The 17,330-nt window shown below is 44.5% G+C and carries 12 protein-coding genes; 6 read left to right on the top strand and 6 right to left on the bottom strand.

Annotated elements, in window-relative coordinates:
- Positions 1 to 204: 204 nt before the first annotated feature.
- The 3 genes from ECHVI_RS12540 to ECHVI_RS12530 form a co-directional block, all read right to left on the bottom strand.
- A complete protein-coding gene (locus ECHVI_RS12540) occupies positions 205 to 1,089 on the bottom strand; it encodes an AraC family transcriptional regulator (protein ID WP_015266368.1) in 885 nt (294 codons plus the stop codon).
- A 1,722-nt stretch (positions 1,090 to 2,811) separates the two neighbouring features.
- A complete protein-coding gene (locus ECHVI_RS12535) occupies positions 2,812 to 4,842 on the bottom strand; it encodes a M3 family metallopeptidase (RefSeq protein WP_015266367.1) in 2,031 nt (676 codons plus the stop codon).
- A 187-nt stretch (positions 4,843 to 5,029) separates the two neighbouring features.
- On the bottom strand, positions 5,030 to 6,376 hold the full coding sequence (locus tag ECHVI_RS12530) for a M28 family metallopeptidase (protein WP_015266366.1): 1,347 nt from the start codon (positions 6,374 to 6,376) through the stop codon (positions 5,030 to 5,032).
- Between the two features lie 68 nt (positions 6,377 to 6,444).
- Here ECHVI_RS12530 and ECHVI_RS12525 point away from each other — a divergent pair, with 68 nt between their 5' ends.
- Both ECHVI_RS12525 and ECHVI_RS12520 read left to right on the top strand, forming a co-directional pair.
- Positions 6,445 to 6,960, top strand: coding sequence for a DinB family protein (locus tag ECHVI_RS12525; RefSeq protein ID WP_015266365.1), 516 nt, complete (start codon positions 6,445 to 6,447; stop codon positions 6,958 to 6,960).
- A 100-nt stretch (positions 6,961 to 7,060) separates the two neighbouring features.
- Positions 7,061 to 7,579, top strand: a complete 519-nt coding sequence (locus tag ECHVI_RS12520; protein WP_015266364.1) for an acyl-CoA thioesterase — start codon at positions 7,061 to 7,063, stop codon at positions 7,577 to 7,579.
- 110 nt (positions 7,580 to 7,689) lie between these two features.
- Here ECHVI_RS12520 and ECHVI_RS12515 read toward each other — a convergent pair whose 3' ends face one another.
- On the bottom strand, positions 7,690 to 8,892 hold the full coding sequence (locus tag ECHVI_RS12515) for a hypothetical protein (RefSeq protein ID WP_015266363.1): 1,203 nt from the start codon (positions 8,890 to 8,892) through the stop codon (positions 7,690 to 7,692).
- 421 nt (positions 8,893 to 9,313) lie between these two features.
- Here ECHVI_RS12515 and ECHVI_RS12510 point away from each other — a divergent pair, with 421 nt between their 5' ends.
- Positions 9,314 to 10,993 carry a long-chain-fatty-acid--CoA ligase gene (locus tag ECHVI_RS12510; RefSeq protein WP_015266362.1) on the top strand — a complete coding sequence of 560 codons (1,680 nt, stop codon included), beginning with the start codon at positions 9,314 to 9,316 and terminating at the stop codon, positions 10,991 to 10,993.
- 52 nt (positions 10,994 to 11,045) lie between these two features.
- Here the strand turns inward: ECHVI_RS12510 and bioB are convergent, their stop codons facing one another.
- Together bioB and ECHVI_RS12500 are read right to left on the bottom strand one after the other, a co-directional pair.
- On the bottom strand, positions 11,046 to 12,023 hold the full coding sequence (bioB, locus tag ECHVI_RS12505) for a biotin synthase BioB (RefSeq protein ID WP_015266361.1): 978 nt from the start codon (positions 12,021 to 12,023) through the stop codon (positions 11,046 to 11,048).
- A gap of 137 nt (positions 12,024 to 12,160) precedes the next feature.
- Positions 12,161 to 12,706, bottom strand: a complete 546-nt coding sequence (locus ECHVI_RS12500) for a DinB family protein (protein ID WP_041739774.1) — start codon at positions 12,704 to 12,706, stop codon at positions 12,161 to 12,163.
- Positions 12,707 to 12,894: 188 nt separating this feature from the next.
- Here ECHVI_RS12500 and ECHVI_RS12495 point away from each other — a divergent pair, with 188 nt between their 5' ends.
- The 3 genes from ECHVI_RS12495 to ECHVI_RS12485 all read left to right on the top strand — a co-directional run bounded on the left by ECHVI_RS12495 (position 12,895) and on the right by ECHVI_RS12485 (position 17,318).
- A complete protein-coding gene (locus ECHVI_RS12495; protein WP_015266359.1) occupies positions 12,895 to 14,268 on the top strand; it encodes an exonuclease domain-containing protein in 1,374 nt (457 codons plus the stop codon).
- A gap of 627 nt (positions 14,269 to 14,895) precedes the next feature.
- Positions 14,896 to 15,693 carry a hypothetical protein gene (locus ECHVI_RS12490; protein WP_041738617.1) on the top strand — a complete coding sequence of 266 codons (798 nt, stop codon included), beginning with the start codon at positions 14,896 to 14,898 and terminating at the stop codon, positions 15,691 to 15,693.
- Positions 15,694 to 15,908: 215 nt separating this feature from the next.
- The gene (locus ECHVI_RS12485) at positions 15,909 to 17,318 is read left to right on the top strand and encodes an alkaline phosphatase PhoX (protein ID WP_015266357.1); all 1,410 of its coding nucleotides are present in this window, start codon (positions 15,909 to 15,911) and stop codon (positions 17,316 to 17,318) included.
- Positions 17,319 to 17,330: the final 12 nt, after the last annotated feature.

Here is a 17,330-nt window from a genome sequence, read left to right as displayed (position 1 = left end):
TAGCCATGAAAAAGTAATTTTCACTAAAAACATTAACCCAATATCCTATCATAGGGCATGCCAGAACTACGGCCAATTAAGTGTTCTTTTAGCCATAAACTCCTTGAACAGATTTTATCTTAACCTTTAATCGGTGACACTTTTAGCATTGTAGATCTAAAAGGACACACATTAACTTCATTTATAACCATTTACACCTGATCACTAATCCATTTTATTATGCCTTGCTCGGTGGGCTTTGGAATATTCAGAAGGGGTCATTCCTGTGATTTGCTTAAACTGTCTATTGAAATAGGAAATATTATAATACCCACTTTGGAAAGCTATTTCCTTGACACTAAAGCCTTCTTCAATCAACATTTTGCAGGCATGTCCAATACGAACCTCATTTAAGAACATGGAGAAAGTTTTCCTGGTATGGAGTTTAAAAAAACGACAAAAAGCATTGATGCTAAGGTTGGCCACATTGGCCGCATCGGAAACCACGATATCTTTATTAAAATTCATCATGATATAATTGATCACGACATTGATCTTTTTGGTATCTGCAGGCAATTCTGTCGGCTCAAAATTAATATGGCTTAACGGTATCAGCTCCTCACTCATGGACAGTTTATGGAGCTGCTTAAGCAGGTAGATAATGCGTGGCAACCCTTCCTTTTGAGCCATCCGATGGGCAGCAGCGTATATTTTTTGTCTTGCTTTCCCTTCTAGCTTTAAGCCCCGTTTACTTCGATCCAATAATTTCGTTACCGCATAAAACTCCGGCAACTCAAGGATCCTCTCGCCCATGGATGCCAATGCAAAAAGGATCGATATATTCTTGGACCGCAAAGTAGATGACGTGCTATAATACGGATGGGAACTCCTAAAGAAATGAGGCAAATTAGCACCAAGAACAAATACATCTCCCGCCTTAAAGTTCCCGATAGCATCGCCAATAAAGTAGGTACCTTCCCCTGCCACGATCACCATAATCTGTGTCTCGGCATGATAATGCAACTTGTCAAAAAAGTAAGGGTAATCCTCTTGCAAAATCCGGACGGTTTCTTCATTGGTTTTGGCGACTTTAAACAAAAGGGGCTTCATGGCATCAATTTACTTCTTGAACCTGCAAATTACAACGTCTTAGAAACATTCCAAGAAGCATGGCCCATGGCAAGCATAAAACTCCTATAGCCACAGCTAAAAGGATGAACACAGCTTGCAATGGTGTAAAAGCCATTTCTCGGTTCACCAACGTTCATCCGCGGCCTAGCAACTAGCAGTGACATGGAATAGATTTACCCACTAAATAGGGATCTAGCCATATTTCTGGGGGGGAGGAATGTTGACCTGGTCTTATAAAAGAAAATTTCATACCGATAAAACGATATGCTTCCTCCACGGGCAAACGACTTTTAAAAAAATTGTTCCTATTTGCATTTATAACTGCCGTTCCTACGGAACTTACCCTTTTGTGTGTAATCATTTTTGGTGCAGGTTCTCACCTACAACTTCTATATGACCCTCCGCCAAGGGCGGATTAGGCAGGATACTCAGTTACTAGCGCATATTCAGCGTTTAACCTCAACCAAGCCAACCACCATACATGAGCAGATAGCTGCGACGGCTTGTACGATCCAAATCAGCAAATCATTCTTTCAGCCTATTCCGCCATTCGGTAAGATAGGCTACTGCGGTTTCCAATGTACAAATCGGGGCAAAGTGCCTGCGGCACGATAAATTTTGTAACCTGCGGATTCATCCGCAGGAACTTAAGCGCTCCTCAACCTCCCGAAGGAGTGCCAGTGGCACGGATGATAGCTCCTCTACACGAAATTAGCACTAAAAGCGTTTGCCACACTTGAAAACCATCAGGGAAATCGCTTTTAGCCCCTTGAAGTTCTTTAATTCAGGCTGACATCTCTTTACTAACAGTTTAAAAGTATTTATCCTGGAAGAACTGCCAATTTTCATTATGGTGTAAAAAGCCCCCAACTTTTCGGCTTGATCCATTCTACATCCTGCCTACCCCATAAAACAAAAAAGCTATGAAATAATATCTCATAGCTTTAGTCAATTAACAATAAACCCAAAATAACCTGCTGTAGGAGAAGGACTCGAACCTCCACGGGGTAGTTAGGCAAAACACGAGCTCCATGTCTGCTTTATCCAAGGCTCCCCACCCCCGAGACAGGGGGGCATGTCTGCCAATTTCATCACCCTACAGTATCTGAAAGACCTTTTGTCTTTTCTTTATGATGTAAAGGTAACAACACCTGTTTTATTTTACAAATAATTCAACAAATTAATTTCAAAATTTTCTATTTCGCATAAAAACACATAATTCGTTACCTATTCCATAAACCCAAATCAGGGTATTCTTGGATCAAACTATCCTATAACCCAGGCTACATAAAACTGTCCCGAAGGCACCAAGTGGATGCTGTAGTCTGCGCTGATAGTAATTTAAAATTACTTTGTGCCTGGAAACTTAGTGGCGAATCATTGTTCCGATAAATATCAAAATTTATCGCCCCCGAAAATATTCCTTGATCCAAAAAACATGCCCACCTCAGTTCGATTATCAAACCGTCACTGCGAGGCTTAGGGTGAGATTTAGGGTTGGAAAAAGGGTACGCAATGACATTTATAATACTAAAAATAAGTCGAGCCCATGTTACCCTGATCCCCGGCCCCAAGGTTTGCCTAAGGAATAAACGCAAACAACCACCCACTAGCGCAAAAAAGCCAGTAATGGTGGTTGTTCAAATTTTATGCTTTACATGTTGTGGGCAAAAGTCCTGCTGAAACTGGACCTTTATGATCTTAAAGCAGTCCTGCCCGTTTCAGCAAGGCGTCAGGTTTTGGTGCCCTTCCGCGGAAACGCTCATACAGCACTGAGGGATGCACTCGTCCTCCTGCAGATAAGACGTTGTCTTTAAAAGACGTGGCTGTCACTGGATCGAATATGCCATTTTCAAGGAATAGCTCGAAAGCATCGGCATCCAGTACCTCTGCCCATTTATAACTATAATATCCTGCAGCATATCCACCTTGGAAAATATGCGAAAACGAGGTAGACATCATGATGCCCTCCACTGATGGCAGGAGTTCAGTTGCCTTCATGGCATTCTTCTCAAAGGCAAACAGTGACCCTACTTCCGCTGGATCAGCACTGTAATAGGCCATGTCCAACAGGCCAAAACTCACCTGCCTCAAGGTTTGATAGCCTTGATGGAAATTCGCCGCCTTCCGAATCCGCTGCACCAACGCTTCAGGGATCTTTTCTCCTGTTTTATAATGACTGGCAAAAAGGTCCAGACATTCTTTTTCATAACACCAATTTTCAAAAATTTGCGAAGGCAACTCTACAAAATCCCAATAGACATTTGCTCCAGACAGGGAACTGTAGGTGCCATTGGCCAACATCCCATGCAAGGCATGACCAAATTCATGGAACAGTGTGGTCACCTCATTGAAAGTCAGCAGGGAAGGGGTGCTTTTTGTGGGTCGGGAAAAATTACAGACGATGGAAATATGAGGCCGTTTGTCCTCCCCATCTATCTTGGACTGCCCCCGGTAAACTGTCATCCAGGCACCATTTCGCTTTCCTGCCCTTGGGAAAAAGTCCGCATAAAACACTGCCAAGTGCTTGCCACTATTGGCATCTTTCACTTCATAGGCCACCACTTCTTCATGGTAAACAGGAATTGCTTCGTTCTTTATAAACTCCAAATCATAAAGTTTAGCGGCCGTCTTAAACACTCCTTGAATGGTATTCTCTAACTCAAAATAAGGCTTGGTCAGCTCATCGTCCACTTCAAATTTAGCCTTCTTCAGCTTTTCTGAATAGTACCCGAAATCCCATTTCTGCAACACCTCGGGACCACCCTGCTGTTGGGCAAACGCCGTCAACTCTTCCAATTCTTCCTGCGCTTTTGGCCGGGCTTTTTCCAATAAATCTCCTAGAAACTTCTGGACTTCCGGAGCGCTTTTGGCCATTCTCTCTTCCAGGACAAAATCAGCATATCGCGGATACCCCAACAGGTTTGCCCGCTGGTTCTTCAAATCCAAGATTTCTTTCACAATTTGCTGGTTGTCCAGCTCGTCACCTTTGCAGGACTTGGTATTATAGGCCATAAACAGCTCCTGTCGCAAGGCCCGATTGTCTGCATACGTCATGAAGGGCACATAGCTCGGAAAGGCCAAGGTAAACACCCATTTTCCTTCTTTGCCTTTATCGGCTGCAGTCTGGGCGGCGGCCTCTTTGATGCCTTCCGGCAATCCCGACAGATCTTCTTCATTCTCCACCACCAATTCGTACTTATTGGTTTCTGCCAAGACATTTTCACCAAAGGCTAGGCTCTTTTGGGAAAGTTCTTTATCGATTTCCCTGAGTTTTTGCTTGTCCTCTTCCGAAAGATTGGCTCCATTTCGGACAAATGACTTGTAGGTTTTATCCAAAAGGGTTTCTTGCTCTTCATCCAAGTCAAGCACCGCTTTCTGCTGATACACTTCATCTACCAGTGCAAACAGCTCCTGATCTAGGAGAATATCATTGGAATACGCTGTGAGTATCGGGGAAATTTCCCTGGCCAGCTTTTGAATATCGTCGTTGGTCTCGGCAGCATTGAGGTTAAAGAAAATGCTGGAAACAATGTCCAACCGCTCACCAGATCGATCTAGCGCCTCAATCACGGTGGAAAAAGTAGGCGTTTCGGTGGCTTTTATGGTGGCGATTTCTGCTTTTGCCTCCTGAATCGCTTCTTCAATGGCGGGCAAAAAATCTTCATTCTTGATTTTATCAAATGGAGCCGTATCATACGGCGTATTGAATTTTTCCAATAATGGATTCATATGTTTTCTTTAGCGTTTTTATGATAATCTTGGCATTAATGAAAATGCTGCGGTAAAGTTAAGATTCTCACTTTGAGATGCAAGAATTACTAGACTGGATTAAAAGGAACCAATTGCTAGTCAAAAAAACCTTCCCACTTACGCAGGAAGGTTAAATCGAATTGTTTTAAGACCAAAACCAACCCCGCTACCTTACGGGTGCAGGAAATACCGCTCTGCTCTCCACCATGCCCTCTCCCACTGCCTGCACGGCAAAAAAGTAATTATCCTTGCTGTAAGGAAGAGTCATGGACAAGGCATCCGTAAAAAACTTCTTCTCCCAAACAGGAGAACTGGTTTCTCTCATCAGGACATAATAGCCTTTTGCCTTCCCATTTTCGGGTTCTTCCCAACGTAAGGTGGTACTATTGGTCAGTTCACTCACATCAATCCCTACTTCTTGGGGCACCGAAGGTGCTGACGCCAAACTGGCCAGCACGGCCAAGTTCACCCCTGAATTTTTGCGTAGGTATTCGTAATCAATATGTTCTGGTAAATCTCCATATTGCACCTTATCAGCGGTACGCAGGTCCTGATGCTGCTGGGTATAATTTTCATTATATTCACAGATTCTGACCGCTGTAAAACCTTCTTTGGAAAATGGCGTATGGTCCCCGCCACGCAAAAACCGATCATTGCGGTAAACCAACTTAACTTCCAATTGGGCTACATATCGCTCACCAATCTCTTTGATATACCGGGCCAATTGCCTGGATTTACTGTCATTTTCTCCGTTGGTGTATTGGCGGAGTTTAGCCATTTCTTCCGTTTCATGCAAGGGAACTCCTTCGCTAAACACTCTTACGCGGGTATTGTCCCGTAACTGGGTGCCACTTGAGGCACTGTTCCCGATCATATCGTTATTGATCATTGCAGCCAGGTTCCAACCTTCCTCTTTGGCCTTCCTGGCTAAATGAGCAGCTCCCTTAAGCCCTTGCTCCTCACCTGAAACGGCCACAAAAATGATGGTGGCAGAAAAGCTCCTTTTGCTCATTATGCGAGCCATTTCCATCAATGCCGCCACACCTGAACCGTCATCATTTGCGCCGGGAGCGTCACTTTCTGCATTCATTATATCCGAGACCCTGCTATCCAAGTGACCGCTGACAATAAAAATGCGGTCGTCAGCTGGATCCGTTCCCTTCAGCGTAGCCATCACATTGCCCATGCGGACATCTTCTGGGATCCTTCGTCCATCCTTCTCCACGGTAAAATAGTCGATCTTTGCCGAAAGCCTTCCCCCTGAAGCCTCCTCAAACGATTCAAACGTCGATAAGACATACTGTCTGGCGGCCTCGATTCCGCGTCCTTCCTGATCCACGCTAAGAGAATGGCGTGTCCCAAAACTTACCAAACCTTGGATGTATTCTTCTAATTTACTTGGTGAAATTTCCTGAACCATGTCCGCTATTTCTGTGTTTTGATGCATTATTTGCACTTGTGAAAACACCGAAAAGGGTACCATGATTAGGATAATGAGTAAAATTTTCTTCATGAGTAACGGGTTGTGTGTTAGTTTACGTTAAATTTATAGTATCCCTTTAGAAATAAAAAGATAATTACATGAACGAAAAACTAATTCCAGAAATGGAAGAATACGGACCGTTTTATGACACCTATGTTTCCAAAGTCCGCGGGGAAAATGTCGAAAAGCTGCTACTTTCGCAAGTGGAAGAATTTAGGAAGTATTTTGAAGGCATGTCCGATGAAGCTGCTTCCAAAAGTTATGAAGATGGTAAATGGAGCTTAAAAGAAGTCATCGGCCACATCAATGACACCGAAAAGGTCATGCTCTTCCGGGCACTGTCCATTGCCAGGAAGGACAAACAGCCATTGCCGGGCATGGATCAGGAAGCATATGTGAAAGCTGCCAAGTTCAACGACCGTCCACTTGCCGAGCTGTTGGAGGAATTTGAACTGACACGTTATGTCATCCGCAGTTTTTTCCGGTCCCTTCCCGAGGATGCTTACACCTACACGGGTACGGCAAACGATTACACCATGAGCGTCCGTTCTTTTCTGTACATCATTCCAGGACATTTCAAGCATCATATGCAGATTTTGCGTGAACGCTATTAGGTCATAGAAGCGCCTAACTACCCCCTAATTGATCCACTGAAGAGGCTGCAACGCGTCAGCCCCGCTAATCATTTCAATTTTAAAACCCTATTCACCAATTATGTTTGAGTATAACCCAGATAAGCATTACCCCAAGGAAACAGAAAGCCGGTCCTTGATCCGTTTTCAGGATTGTGATCCATTAAGGCACCTGAACAATGCCAAATATTTCGACTATTATTTCAATGCCCGTGAGGATCAGGTACCCAAACTTTACGGCATCGAAATGTTCGATATGATCAAAAAATACCAAGCAGCTTGGGTCGTCTACAACCACAACATCTCCTATGTAAGACCCGCCATGGTAGGTGAATGGGTCCGGATAATGAGCCGCATATTATGGCATGATGAAAACACGGTGGTAGTTGAGTATTTCATGACCGATGACAGCAAAAGGGAATTGAAAAATGTCCTTTGGACTACGTTAAAGTATGTGGGACTCGAAGATGGAAAAATCCGAACCCACCAAGGTGCCATTGCTGATTTCCTCAAAGCTACCTCTGATAATTTTGACATCCGTCAACACGCCATTACGGAACGAGTGAAACTGCTCAAACATCGCCTACAAGCGGAAGACTAAAAAAAGCCAAGGACGGGGAATTCCCCGTCCTTGGCTTTTAGTGATATTCTCATGTGGAAAAAAGTGTCAATCACCCTCGTTCTTGCAATGATCACACCTTAGAGCCTCCATCAATCCACTTTATACATTTTATTGGCCGCATTGATATACTCCAAGGGATTAAAGGCTGTATCAAAGGCACTTTTTAGACTGTTGAGCTTCGTCTCTAAATCACTCATTCTAGGCCCGATGTGCTTTGCCTCTTTATACTTGTCGATCAGGCCGTTGTACTTACTGATATTTTCACTGATCCGGAAGGTAATTCCCCCAAAACGGATTTTCAGGGATTGGATTTCGGCCATTTCATTGTAAAAAGTGTTTTTCCAGTTTTTGGCATTGACTTCCCGCTCCGTTCTTACGCGGTTGGCAATGATATTTGTAAGTTCGTTTAGGTATTCGTACCGCTGATTGGCGTCATTTTCGTTGCTGTACCTGCGTTCAAATTCTTTCTTATCAATGCCCAGGATTTTGAGGTTTTTGTCCAAATTCTGTGCATATAATTCCTTTAGTTCCTCTAATTCGGTATCAATTGCCTCCCACTCTGTTTCGATCAGGTTTTTATCATTGGTGTATTGGCCCAATTCCGCCACCAACTCAAACATTTGCTGGCTTTGCTCTTTGAGCTTTTTGTCCCTTTTCCCCAGATTGTCGATATAATTGGACATGCCCATGAACAGCGCTTGACTGAAGGTGCCAAATATCGGTGTGCCCGCGGACAGGTCTCCTGTGAGGCTGACCAGGTTGGACACTACAGAAAGGGATGGGTTATCCTTTTTGTTTTCCTCCACATAGGCTTGAAAACCTTTGTACCAATTATTAAACCCGGGATACTGTGTAGGATTGCCGATGGCGTTTAAGGTCTGGAAAAAATCTCTGGCGGCACTAAAAAGGATAAGGGGCCGCAGTTCCCGCTCCATGGACACCAAATTAATGATGGCAGACTGGTAATTTCCTTGATAAATGTTCAGTTCTGCATCCTTTTCAGCCTGCTGAAAATCCTCGATCAGCTTGACCCGCTCGATGAGCTTTTCGATCTTTTGGGCTTCACTGCTGGTCTGGCTCAAGGATTTATCGAGCATCTGTATTCGCTCATCCAGGTCGGTAAGCTTGGTCCCCAGCTGATCATCCATGGAGTCGGTTTTCACCTGGATGCTTTTTAAAAGGCTTTGTTTTAATGATTGCTCCAAAGAAACCTTTATGCTGTCTGTCTGACCAAAGGCCTGGATCCCGCTAAGCAGGATCATAATTGTCAATAGGTAAATATTACGTCTCATAAATAGCTATTTTCATCCCGTCGCACCAATTTTGTGCCATACTTGAAATGATAATGGTGATTTGCCTAAATAATTTTTTCTCAAAAATAATACTAAAGATGAAATGCTTGATAAAATTTTATTGGTCACAGCAAAATAACGCCAAATCGTTATAGCCTTATGATATCCAGCCGGCCTCCTCAAGCCCTATGTTATCCAGTTGGCTTAACCTCCACGTTTTGGTTTCCGTATCCTTTTAATAAAAGAATATTTAGTTCACCTTTTCATTGTCCCAGAAAAAGGGAAATGATATTTTTACTAGGGAGTTTTCGCCAAATCAGTCTTGACGAGTAAAGGCCCTTTTAAATCACACCGAAATGAACTATATTATTCTTGCATATCAATTGCATACAAAACGCGCTAAAACCCAAAATAGATAACAATGAAAGATTTTCCTTGGTTTAAGTTTTATCCTAAATCAGTTCCTCAAGAAGTAGATGTAGAAGCCTACTCCAGTGTGGTGGGACTATTTGAAGAAAGCGTGCAGAAATATGGAGAAGCCGTCGCGTATGAATGCATGGGCAAAAAAATCAGTTTCCATGAAGTCGACCGGCTATCCAAGGACTTTGCATCCTACCTTCAAAACGAACTCAAACTCAAAAAGGGAGATCGAATTGCGATCCAGATGCCCAATTTGCTGCAATACCCCGTAGCCATGTTTGGTGCGTTGCGGGCGGGCTTGATAGTGGTAAACACCAATCCGCTGTATACGCCTCATGAAATGGAGCATCAATTTAAGGACGCGGATATTTCAGCAGTTGTCATCGTCGCCAACTTTGCCAGCAACTTGGAAGAAATACTGCCCAGACTAGACGTAAAGCACATTATCCTCACCGAAATCGGCGACATGCTGGGAGGACTCAAGGGAGGCATTGTAAACTTGGTGGTCAAATACATCAAAAAGATGGTCCCCGCTTATAATTTGCCGAATGCCGTTAAATTTAACGATGCTCTTGACATCGGCAGTCACCTTGACCTACAACCGGTGACACTTGACTTAAACGATACGGCTTACCTGCAGTACACCGGCGGCACAACAGGTGTCTCCAAAGGAGCTGCGCTTACCCATGGAAACATCATTGCCAACATGCAGCAAATTTCAGCTTGGATGAGGCCCAAGCTGAAAGAAGGAGAGGAACTGGTCATCACTGCCCTCCCCATGTACCATATTTTTGCCTTGACGGTAAACTGCCTGGCCATGCTGAAGATCGGTGCTCACAACCTCCTGATCACCAACCCCCGGGACATGAAAGCGTTTTGTAAAGACCTTCGCAAACATAAATTCAGTGTCATCACAGGGGTAAACACCCTGTTTAACGGTCTCTTAAACCAAGAATCATTCAGAAACCTGGATTTTAGTTACCTGAAAATCTCTGTTGGCGGTGGGATGGCTGTCCAAAAATATGTGGCTGAAAAATGGAACGCGGTCACGGGAACCCCTTTGGCCGAAGGCTATGGGCTCACCGAAACCTCCCCCGTGGCTTGCTGCAATCCCATCGATGGCACTGAGCGGATCGGCACCATCGGTCTGCCCCTGCCCAATACCGAAGTGAAAATCATCGATGATGAAGGAAACGAACTGCCCAATGGGGAAAAAGGCGAACTGTGTATCAAAGGACCTCAAGTCATGAAAGGCTACTGGAACAAGCCTAAAGAAACCAATGACGTGATGCTCGGAGAATGGCTCAAGACGGGAGATATTGGCATCATCACCAACGATGGATTTATCAAAATCGTCGACCGCAAAAAAGAAATGATTTTGGTATCCGGGTTCAACGTGTACCCTAATGAGGTGGAAGACGCTATCGCCACCCATGATAAGGTCATGGAAGTGGGGGTTATCGGCATGCCGGACGAACATTCCACCGAAAAAGTCATTGCCTATGTGGTGGCCAATGATCCTTCAGTCACCGCTTCAGAAATCATCAAACACTGTAGGGAAAGCCTTACCAATTACAAAGTCCCCAGAGAGGTTTACTTTGTGGATGAACTGCCCAAATCAAATGTGGGCAAGATTTTGAGAAGGATCATTAAGGAAGATCACATAAAAAAATCAGCATAAATAGAGAGGGTTGTCTCTGGAATCAGCTGATTCCAGAGACAACCCTTTTCTTTTAAACACCTACTTCCTGATCCTTAAAGGCCTTTCTAGGCTTAAGGTCTAGGGTTTGGAAGAGTTTTTTATCCATGTCTTCTTCCGGATTTGGCGTGGTCAACAACTTATCGCCAGCAAAAATGGAATTTGCCCCGGCCATGAAGCACAAGGCCTGCTCTTCGGTATTCATTCTTACCCGTCCAGCAGACAGCCTCACCATTGACTTTGGCATGATAATCCTTGCGGTGGCGATCATTCTGACCATTTCCCAAACCGACACACGCTCCTGCTTTTCCAGTGGCGTTCCTTCCACCGGAACCAATGCATTTACAGGAACAGATTCAGGATGTGAGGGCAAAGTCGCCAGGGTGTGCAGCATCCCCACACGATCATCCAAGTTTTCACCAAGACCAATGATCCCGCCTGAGCAAACTGAGATATCTGCCTTACGGACATTGTCCAATGTATCTAACCTGTCATCGTAATTTCTCGTGGTGATGATCTCATTATAATGATCTTCACTGGTGTCAAGGTTATGGTTATAAGCATATAGCCCGGCATCTTTCAGCTTTTTGGCCTGCTCTTCCGAGAGCATGCCTAACGTGCAGCATACTTCCATTCCCATATTGTTCACCCCTTTCACCATATCCAGCACCTTGTCAAAATCCCTGTTGTCACGCACTTCGCGCCAAGCCGCTCCCATACAGAAACGGGTACTGCCCGCTGCCTTGGCATCAGTTGCCTTATTGATCACTTCCTCCACATCAAGGAGTTTATGTACTTTCACATCGGTATGATACCGGGCAGCCTGCGGGCAATAAGCACAGTCCTCGGGACACCCCCCTGTTTTTACGGAAAGCAGCGTACATACTTGTACTTCCTGAGGATCATGAAATTCCCGGTGTACAGTTGCCGCCTTATACATGAGTTCCATGATAGGGCTATCAAAGATCTCTTTAATTTCTTCTCTTGTCCAGTTGTTTCTAATTTCAGTCATCAAATTATGATTTGATTGAAAACTAAATAATCGTTAAAATTATAATAATTAAACAAGGATACCGTACATTTCCAAAGTTTAAAAGTGGTCAGTAACGCTACACCACTGATGAACAGACGGTTTCCTTCTACCAGCTGTTATTTCAATACCCGCTTGGCTTGCGCCAAATGCCGTTTTTCATGGGTGGTAATGATATCCATGGCCATCTCCAAAGGATAGGCGATCAAGCGATTGGCCGGTGAATGGATCACCTGCCCTTTTTCCAGCGCTGGCTTCAGCCGTACAATCCAGTCTGAAAACTCTTGTTGATGGGCTTCAAATGCCTCAAGCAACTTCTCCTGCTCCTTTTCCTCATACTTCTCCGGCTTCCAAACAGGAATGGTATTGATTTTCTTGGGGTTTTCAGGATCAACGGATTTCAAGATCATATTGCCAATGGCCTTGGTCAAAAAACCGAAATTCCCGATAAACGGCTTCTGGTAACTTCCCTCCTCCACTTGCTTAAAAATCGGGAAATAGCTGCTATTGATCACCATAAGGTGCTGGATATTTTCTGCAATGCTCCACGTACCTGCTTGAGGTTTTTGGTACAGCGCTTCCCGATCAAGGTGCTCAAAGGCACGCTTAAAGTCAGCGGTGGTCGTGGCGAGGCTGCTTTGCCAGTGCTCTATTTTTTCTATCATCTTGGAATAAGTGACCTTGAAACCTTTCGGCCCGGGCCCAGTTAATATTTTGGGACATTTTAAGTCAAAATTCGCTATAATGATTGACAATTCATTAAAATTGAACCGTAAATTTAATTTGTCGGTTATTGCCGTGGGCAAGCACATCTCACCTTTAAAGAAACCATTCAATCCCAGAGGGCCTGAACATGATATATGCCATTGTAGATATTGAGACGACAGGAGGTTATGGAAAAAGGCACCGCATTACCGAAGTGGCGGCTGTGGCCCACAACGGCAGCCAAATCCTGGATTCCTTTCAAACCTTGATCAACCCAGACTGTGAAATCCCCGGTTTCATTACAGGACTGACCGGCATCGATCAATCCATGGTGGAAGGAGCGCCTTACTTCGAAGATATCGCAGATGAGCTCTACGCCTTTCTGGAAGACAAAATATTCGTAGCGCACAATGTGAACTTCGACTATCAGTTTATCCGATCGGAATTTGAACGGATCGGAAAATCTTTTGACCGTCCGAAGCTTTGCACGGTCAGGTTGAGCAGAAAAATCTTTCCGGGCCTGAGATCCTATAGCCTTGGCCGCATATGTGAGCATAAAAACATTGAAATTAAATCTCGTCACCGCGCCTTTGGTGATGCGGAGGCCACTGCTGAACTGTTTACCAAACTGTTACTTGCAGACCAAGAGGGCATAGTGGAGCAATTACTCAAAAGAAACTCGGGAGAAGCATTTTTACCGCCCAATATTACCAAGGAACAATTTTTATCCCTGCCCGAAAGTATTGGGGTCTACTACTTTCATGACGCCAATGGAAAAGTAATTTACGTCGGCAAAGCCCTCAATATCCGTCATCGCTTCAAGGGGCATTTTTCGGGAGCAGGAAAAGGCAAGCAAGGCATGAAGTCAGCCATTTATGATGTCAGTTTCCAATTGACCGGCAGCGAATTCCTTGCCCTGCTGGTGGAAGCACTGGAGATCAAGCAACACTGGCCAAAATACAACCGCGCCCAAAAAGCAAAAAATGCGCCTTGGGGAATTTACAGGTACCAAGATGGTCAAGGCTTCGAGCGCTTCCAAGTAGCCAAGATCAACCGCTTCACCAAACCTCTTTTGGCCTTTCATTCGCATCATGAAGCTTGGTCATACCTGCTGGAAAAGATCGAAAAGCATCAGCTATGCGCTAAACTTTGCGGAGTTCAAAAATCAGCTTCTGCCTGCTTTGACCATCAGGCCGGGGCATGCCTAGGGGCTTGCTGTGGAGAAGAGGAACCCTCCTCGTATAATACACGGGTAGAAGATTGGTTACAGGAAATCCAACGTGAAAAAAGCCGCCTGCTGATTCGTGAAAAAGGCCGTCACCCAAACGAACAAGCCGCCATCTATTTTGAGGATGGCGTCCTAAAGGCCTATGGCTTTATCGATAGCGAAGCTGAATTCGATACGGATGAAGCAGTAATCGACCAACTGGAAATGGTAAAACCCGTCGGCGACACGTCCTCTATCCTCGCCCAATACCTAAGCAAAAACCTTATGAAAAAAGTAGTGGTGCTTCCCTCATGACTTTTTATTTGGTAAAGCATTAGTGAACACTTCCGCGAAAGATAATCAAAAGAAGCACCAACACGCCCAAAACCATAGTGCCTTCGTGTCTTCATGGCAATAAATAATTGGTGATTAGGGGCATTACAAATACCATGTTCAACAATCCGCGTTACAAATGCGGATTAGTTACATACCAATTCCTCAAAAAACTTTGGGCCTTCGTGTCTTCGTGGCAATAATTAAATGGTGATATAGAGGCATTAAAAATGCCATGTTCAGCAATCCACATTACAAATGCGGATTAGTCAACATTTGATCTGACACCAATTCCCGCTAAAACCTTTTTCAGCCGCAGGGAGAAGTGAAGTGCCTGTAGCGACATCAACCCAACACCCAAACCGGGTTTTGCAAGCAAAATAATAGGCGAAAGCTCTTATCACATTAAACTGTTTTTGAAAGGTTTGTTTTAAATAACGTAATAAAACCGAATAAATTTTGATATATCAGAATATTTTCAACACCAAACACTTTATTATAAAATTTTAACACAAAAAAAACCATTTTTTTTCTCAAACACCAAATAAATGATTATCTTAATAGTAAGAGATTAAAGAAATTGTTCTGAGAACCCAAAATACCTACGATATGAAAAAGTTGTTTTATTTCGTCCTAATTTTCACCTTCATGTACCGCAGCGCAGCAGCGCAGGAAAGCCACCAATACCTAGTCATAGAATTCATCAAGGTGTCTTCAAACCAAATGGTTGACTACTCAGAGAACAAGGATTTTTTGGAAAAAATCTATGAACAGGCCGTCAAACAAGGTGATATCCAAGGCTGGGACCTTTGGTCACTACAGTCTGGGCCGGATCAAGGCGGATTCCAGTACGTCACCATTACCTATTACAATGATCCCGTAAAAATGATGAACGGCATGACGGATGATAACTTCCTCAATTATGCCGAAAGGGCCTATGATGGAAAAATGAAAGAATCGGAAATTGCCGAGGCAGTGGACAAGACCAAAAAGAACCGAGACTTGGCCATGAGGGCCTATATGACCGTAGTGGCTCAAACGGAAGACAATTTCCAGATGGATCCGGGAGTATTGGCGTCATTTGACCTGATGAAAGCCACAGAAGGACAGTTCAATGAATACGAACATGTGGAAGAGGACCTTTACCAGCCCTTCCATCAGAAGAAAGTAGAAGCCAACATGATGGGTAGTTGGAAATTTCTCCGCACAGCCGTTCCCATGGGCAGTGAAGCGGAATACACCCACATGACCCTCAATTTCTATGACAACTACATGCAATTCTTCAACTCCATGGAATATGAAGACATGGAAGCTACTGAGGAGCAGTTGGTGGCCATGGAAGAAGGGCTCAGTTCGAGGGACCAAAAATGGGTATACATGGCGACCTTGATCAAAGCCATTCGCTAGTGCAGCTCTCGTACAAAATGACAACCTGGCTTCAAAAGCCAGGTTTTTTTTATGGCCTAAAATCCCGCGGGCAAGTATTACCTATAGTCAAAATCAGAAGGATAGCTATGGACACCTTCACTTTCAAACATCATTGAAAAAGGTAACCTTATGACAATATCTGCTTAACACCACAGTCAAATGATAGCCGTAGATTAAAAGTTTAAAACAATTATATGAGACAATTATCAAAAACAACCAGAAGGAGTTTTCTAAAAAAATCCGGCATTGCCACAGTAGGTTTTATGGGCTTGTACCAATTTGTCCAACCCAATGCCTTTGCCGGCGCTGCCCATGCAAAAGCAGGCTATGGAGCCCTCTTGCCTGATCCAGCAGGAATTCTCAACCTGCCCAAGGGATTTTCATACAAGGTCATTTCAAAAATAGGTCAAAAGATGAGCGATGGGCTGCTCACCCCTGGTAACCCTGACGGCATGGGGACATTTAAAGGCGAAAACAGCAGGGTACTGATCGTGAGAAACCATGAAATCAGTCCCGACGATTTGGAAAAAGGAGCCTTTGGAAAGGACAATGAACTCTTTAAAAACATATCGGCAGATTTGCTTTACGAAACAGGCAAGGGCCAATTGCCCGGATTAGGCGGAACCACCACCTTGGTCTATAATCCCAAAACCCAAGAGGTGGAAGATGAATTCCTAAGCCTTGCCGGAACAGTCCGTAACTGTGCAGGCGGCATCACCCCATGGAACAGTTGGTTGACCTGTGAAGAATCCACCGTTACCCCAGGATCATACGATGGGCGCTTGGACTTGAACCACGGCTATGTATTTGAAGTCAATGCCGCTGCCGACAAAAAGCTCAACAAAGCCATCCCCATCAAAGAAATGGGACGGTTTAACCACGAAGCAGTGGCTGTGGATCCCAAAACAAGCATCGTTTACCTGACAGAAGACAGAGGCGATGGCCTCTTTTACCGCTTTATCCCAAACGAACCGGGGAAACTTTACAATGGGGGGAAACTTCAAGCCTTGGCCATTACAGGTGAAAACAGCCGTGACACCAGAAACTGGAGTGACCTAGAAGTTCCTAAATTTCAAAAAAACCATCCCTACAAGGTGACGTGGATTGACCTTGAAGATATCGACGCACCTGACGATGACCTGCGACACCGGGGATTTGAGCAGGGAGCGGCCTGTTTTGCCAGAGGAGAAGGCATATGGTTTGGAGATGGGGAATTGTTCTTTGCCTGTACCAATGGAGGAGAAATCTCAGCAGGACAAGTATTCCGCTACACGCCCGGGGCCCATGAAGGCAAAGCCGACGAAAGTGCCGCACCAGGCACCTTAGAACTCTTTGCAGAGCCCAATGATAAGGAAATCCTCAAAAGCTGCGATAACGTAGCCATCGCCCCTTGGGGAGACTTATTACTCTGTGAGGATGATAAGCACCCCTTTGTGGTGGGGATCACCCCAAAGGGAGAATACTATAAACTTGCCGAAAATGTAGGCTTCAGAACAGAATTTGCCGGTGGGGTATTTTCTCCAGACGGCAGCACCTACTTTGTCAATATCCAAGGAGCAGGCCTTACCCTGGCCATCACAGGTCCTTGGGGGCAAAGAGCTTAATTTGCCTCAAGC

It is taken from the genome of Echinicola vietnamensis DSM 17526 (assembly GCF_000325705.1).
Classification (GTDB): domain Bacteria; phylum Bacteroidota; class Bacteroidia; order Cytophagales; family Cyclobacteriaceae; genus Echinicola; species Echinicola vietnamensis.
This window is presented reverse-complemented; position numbering and strand designations above follow the sequence as displayed.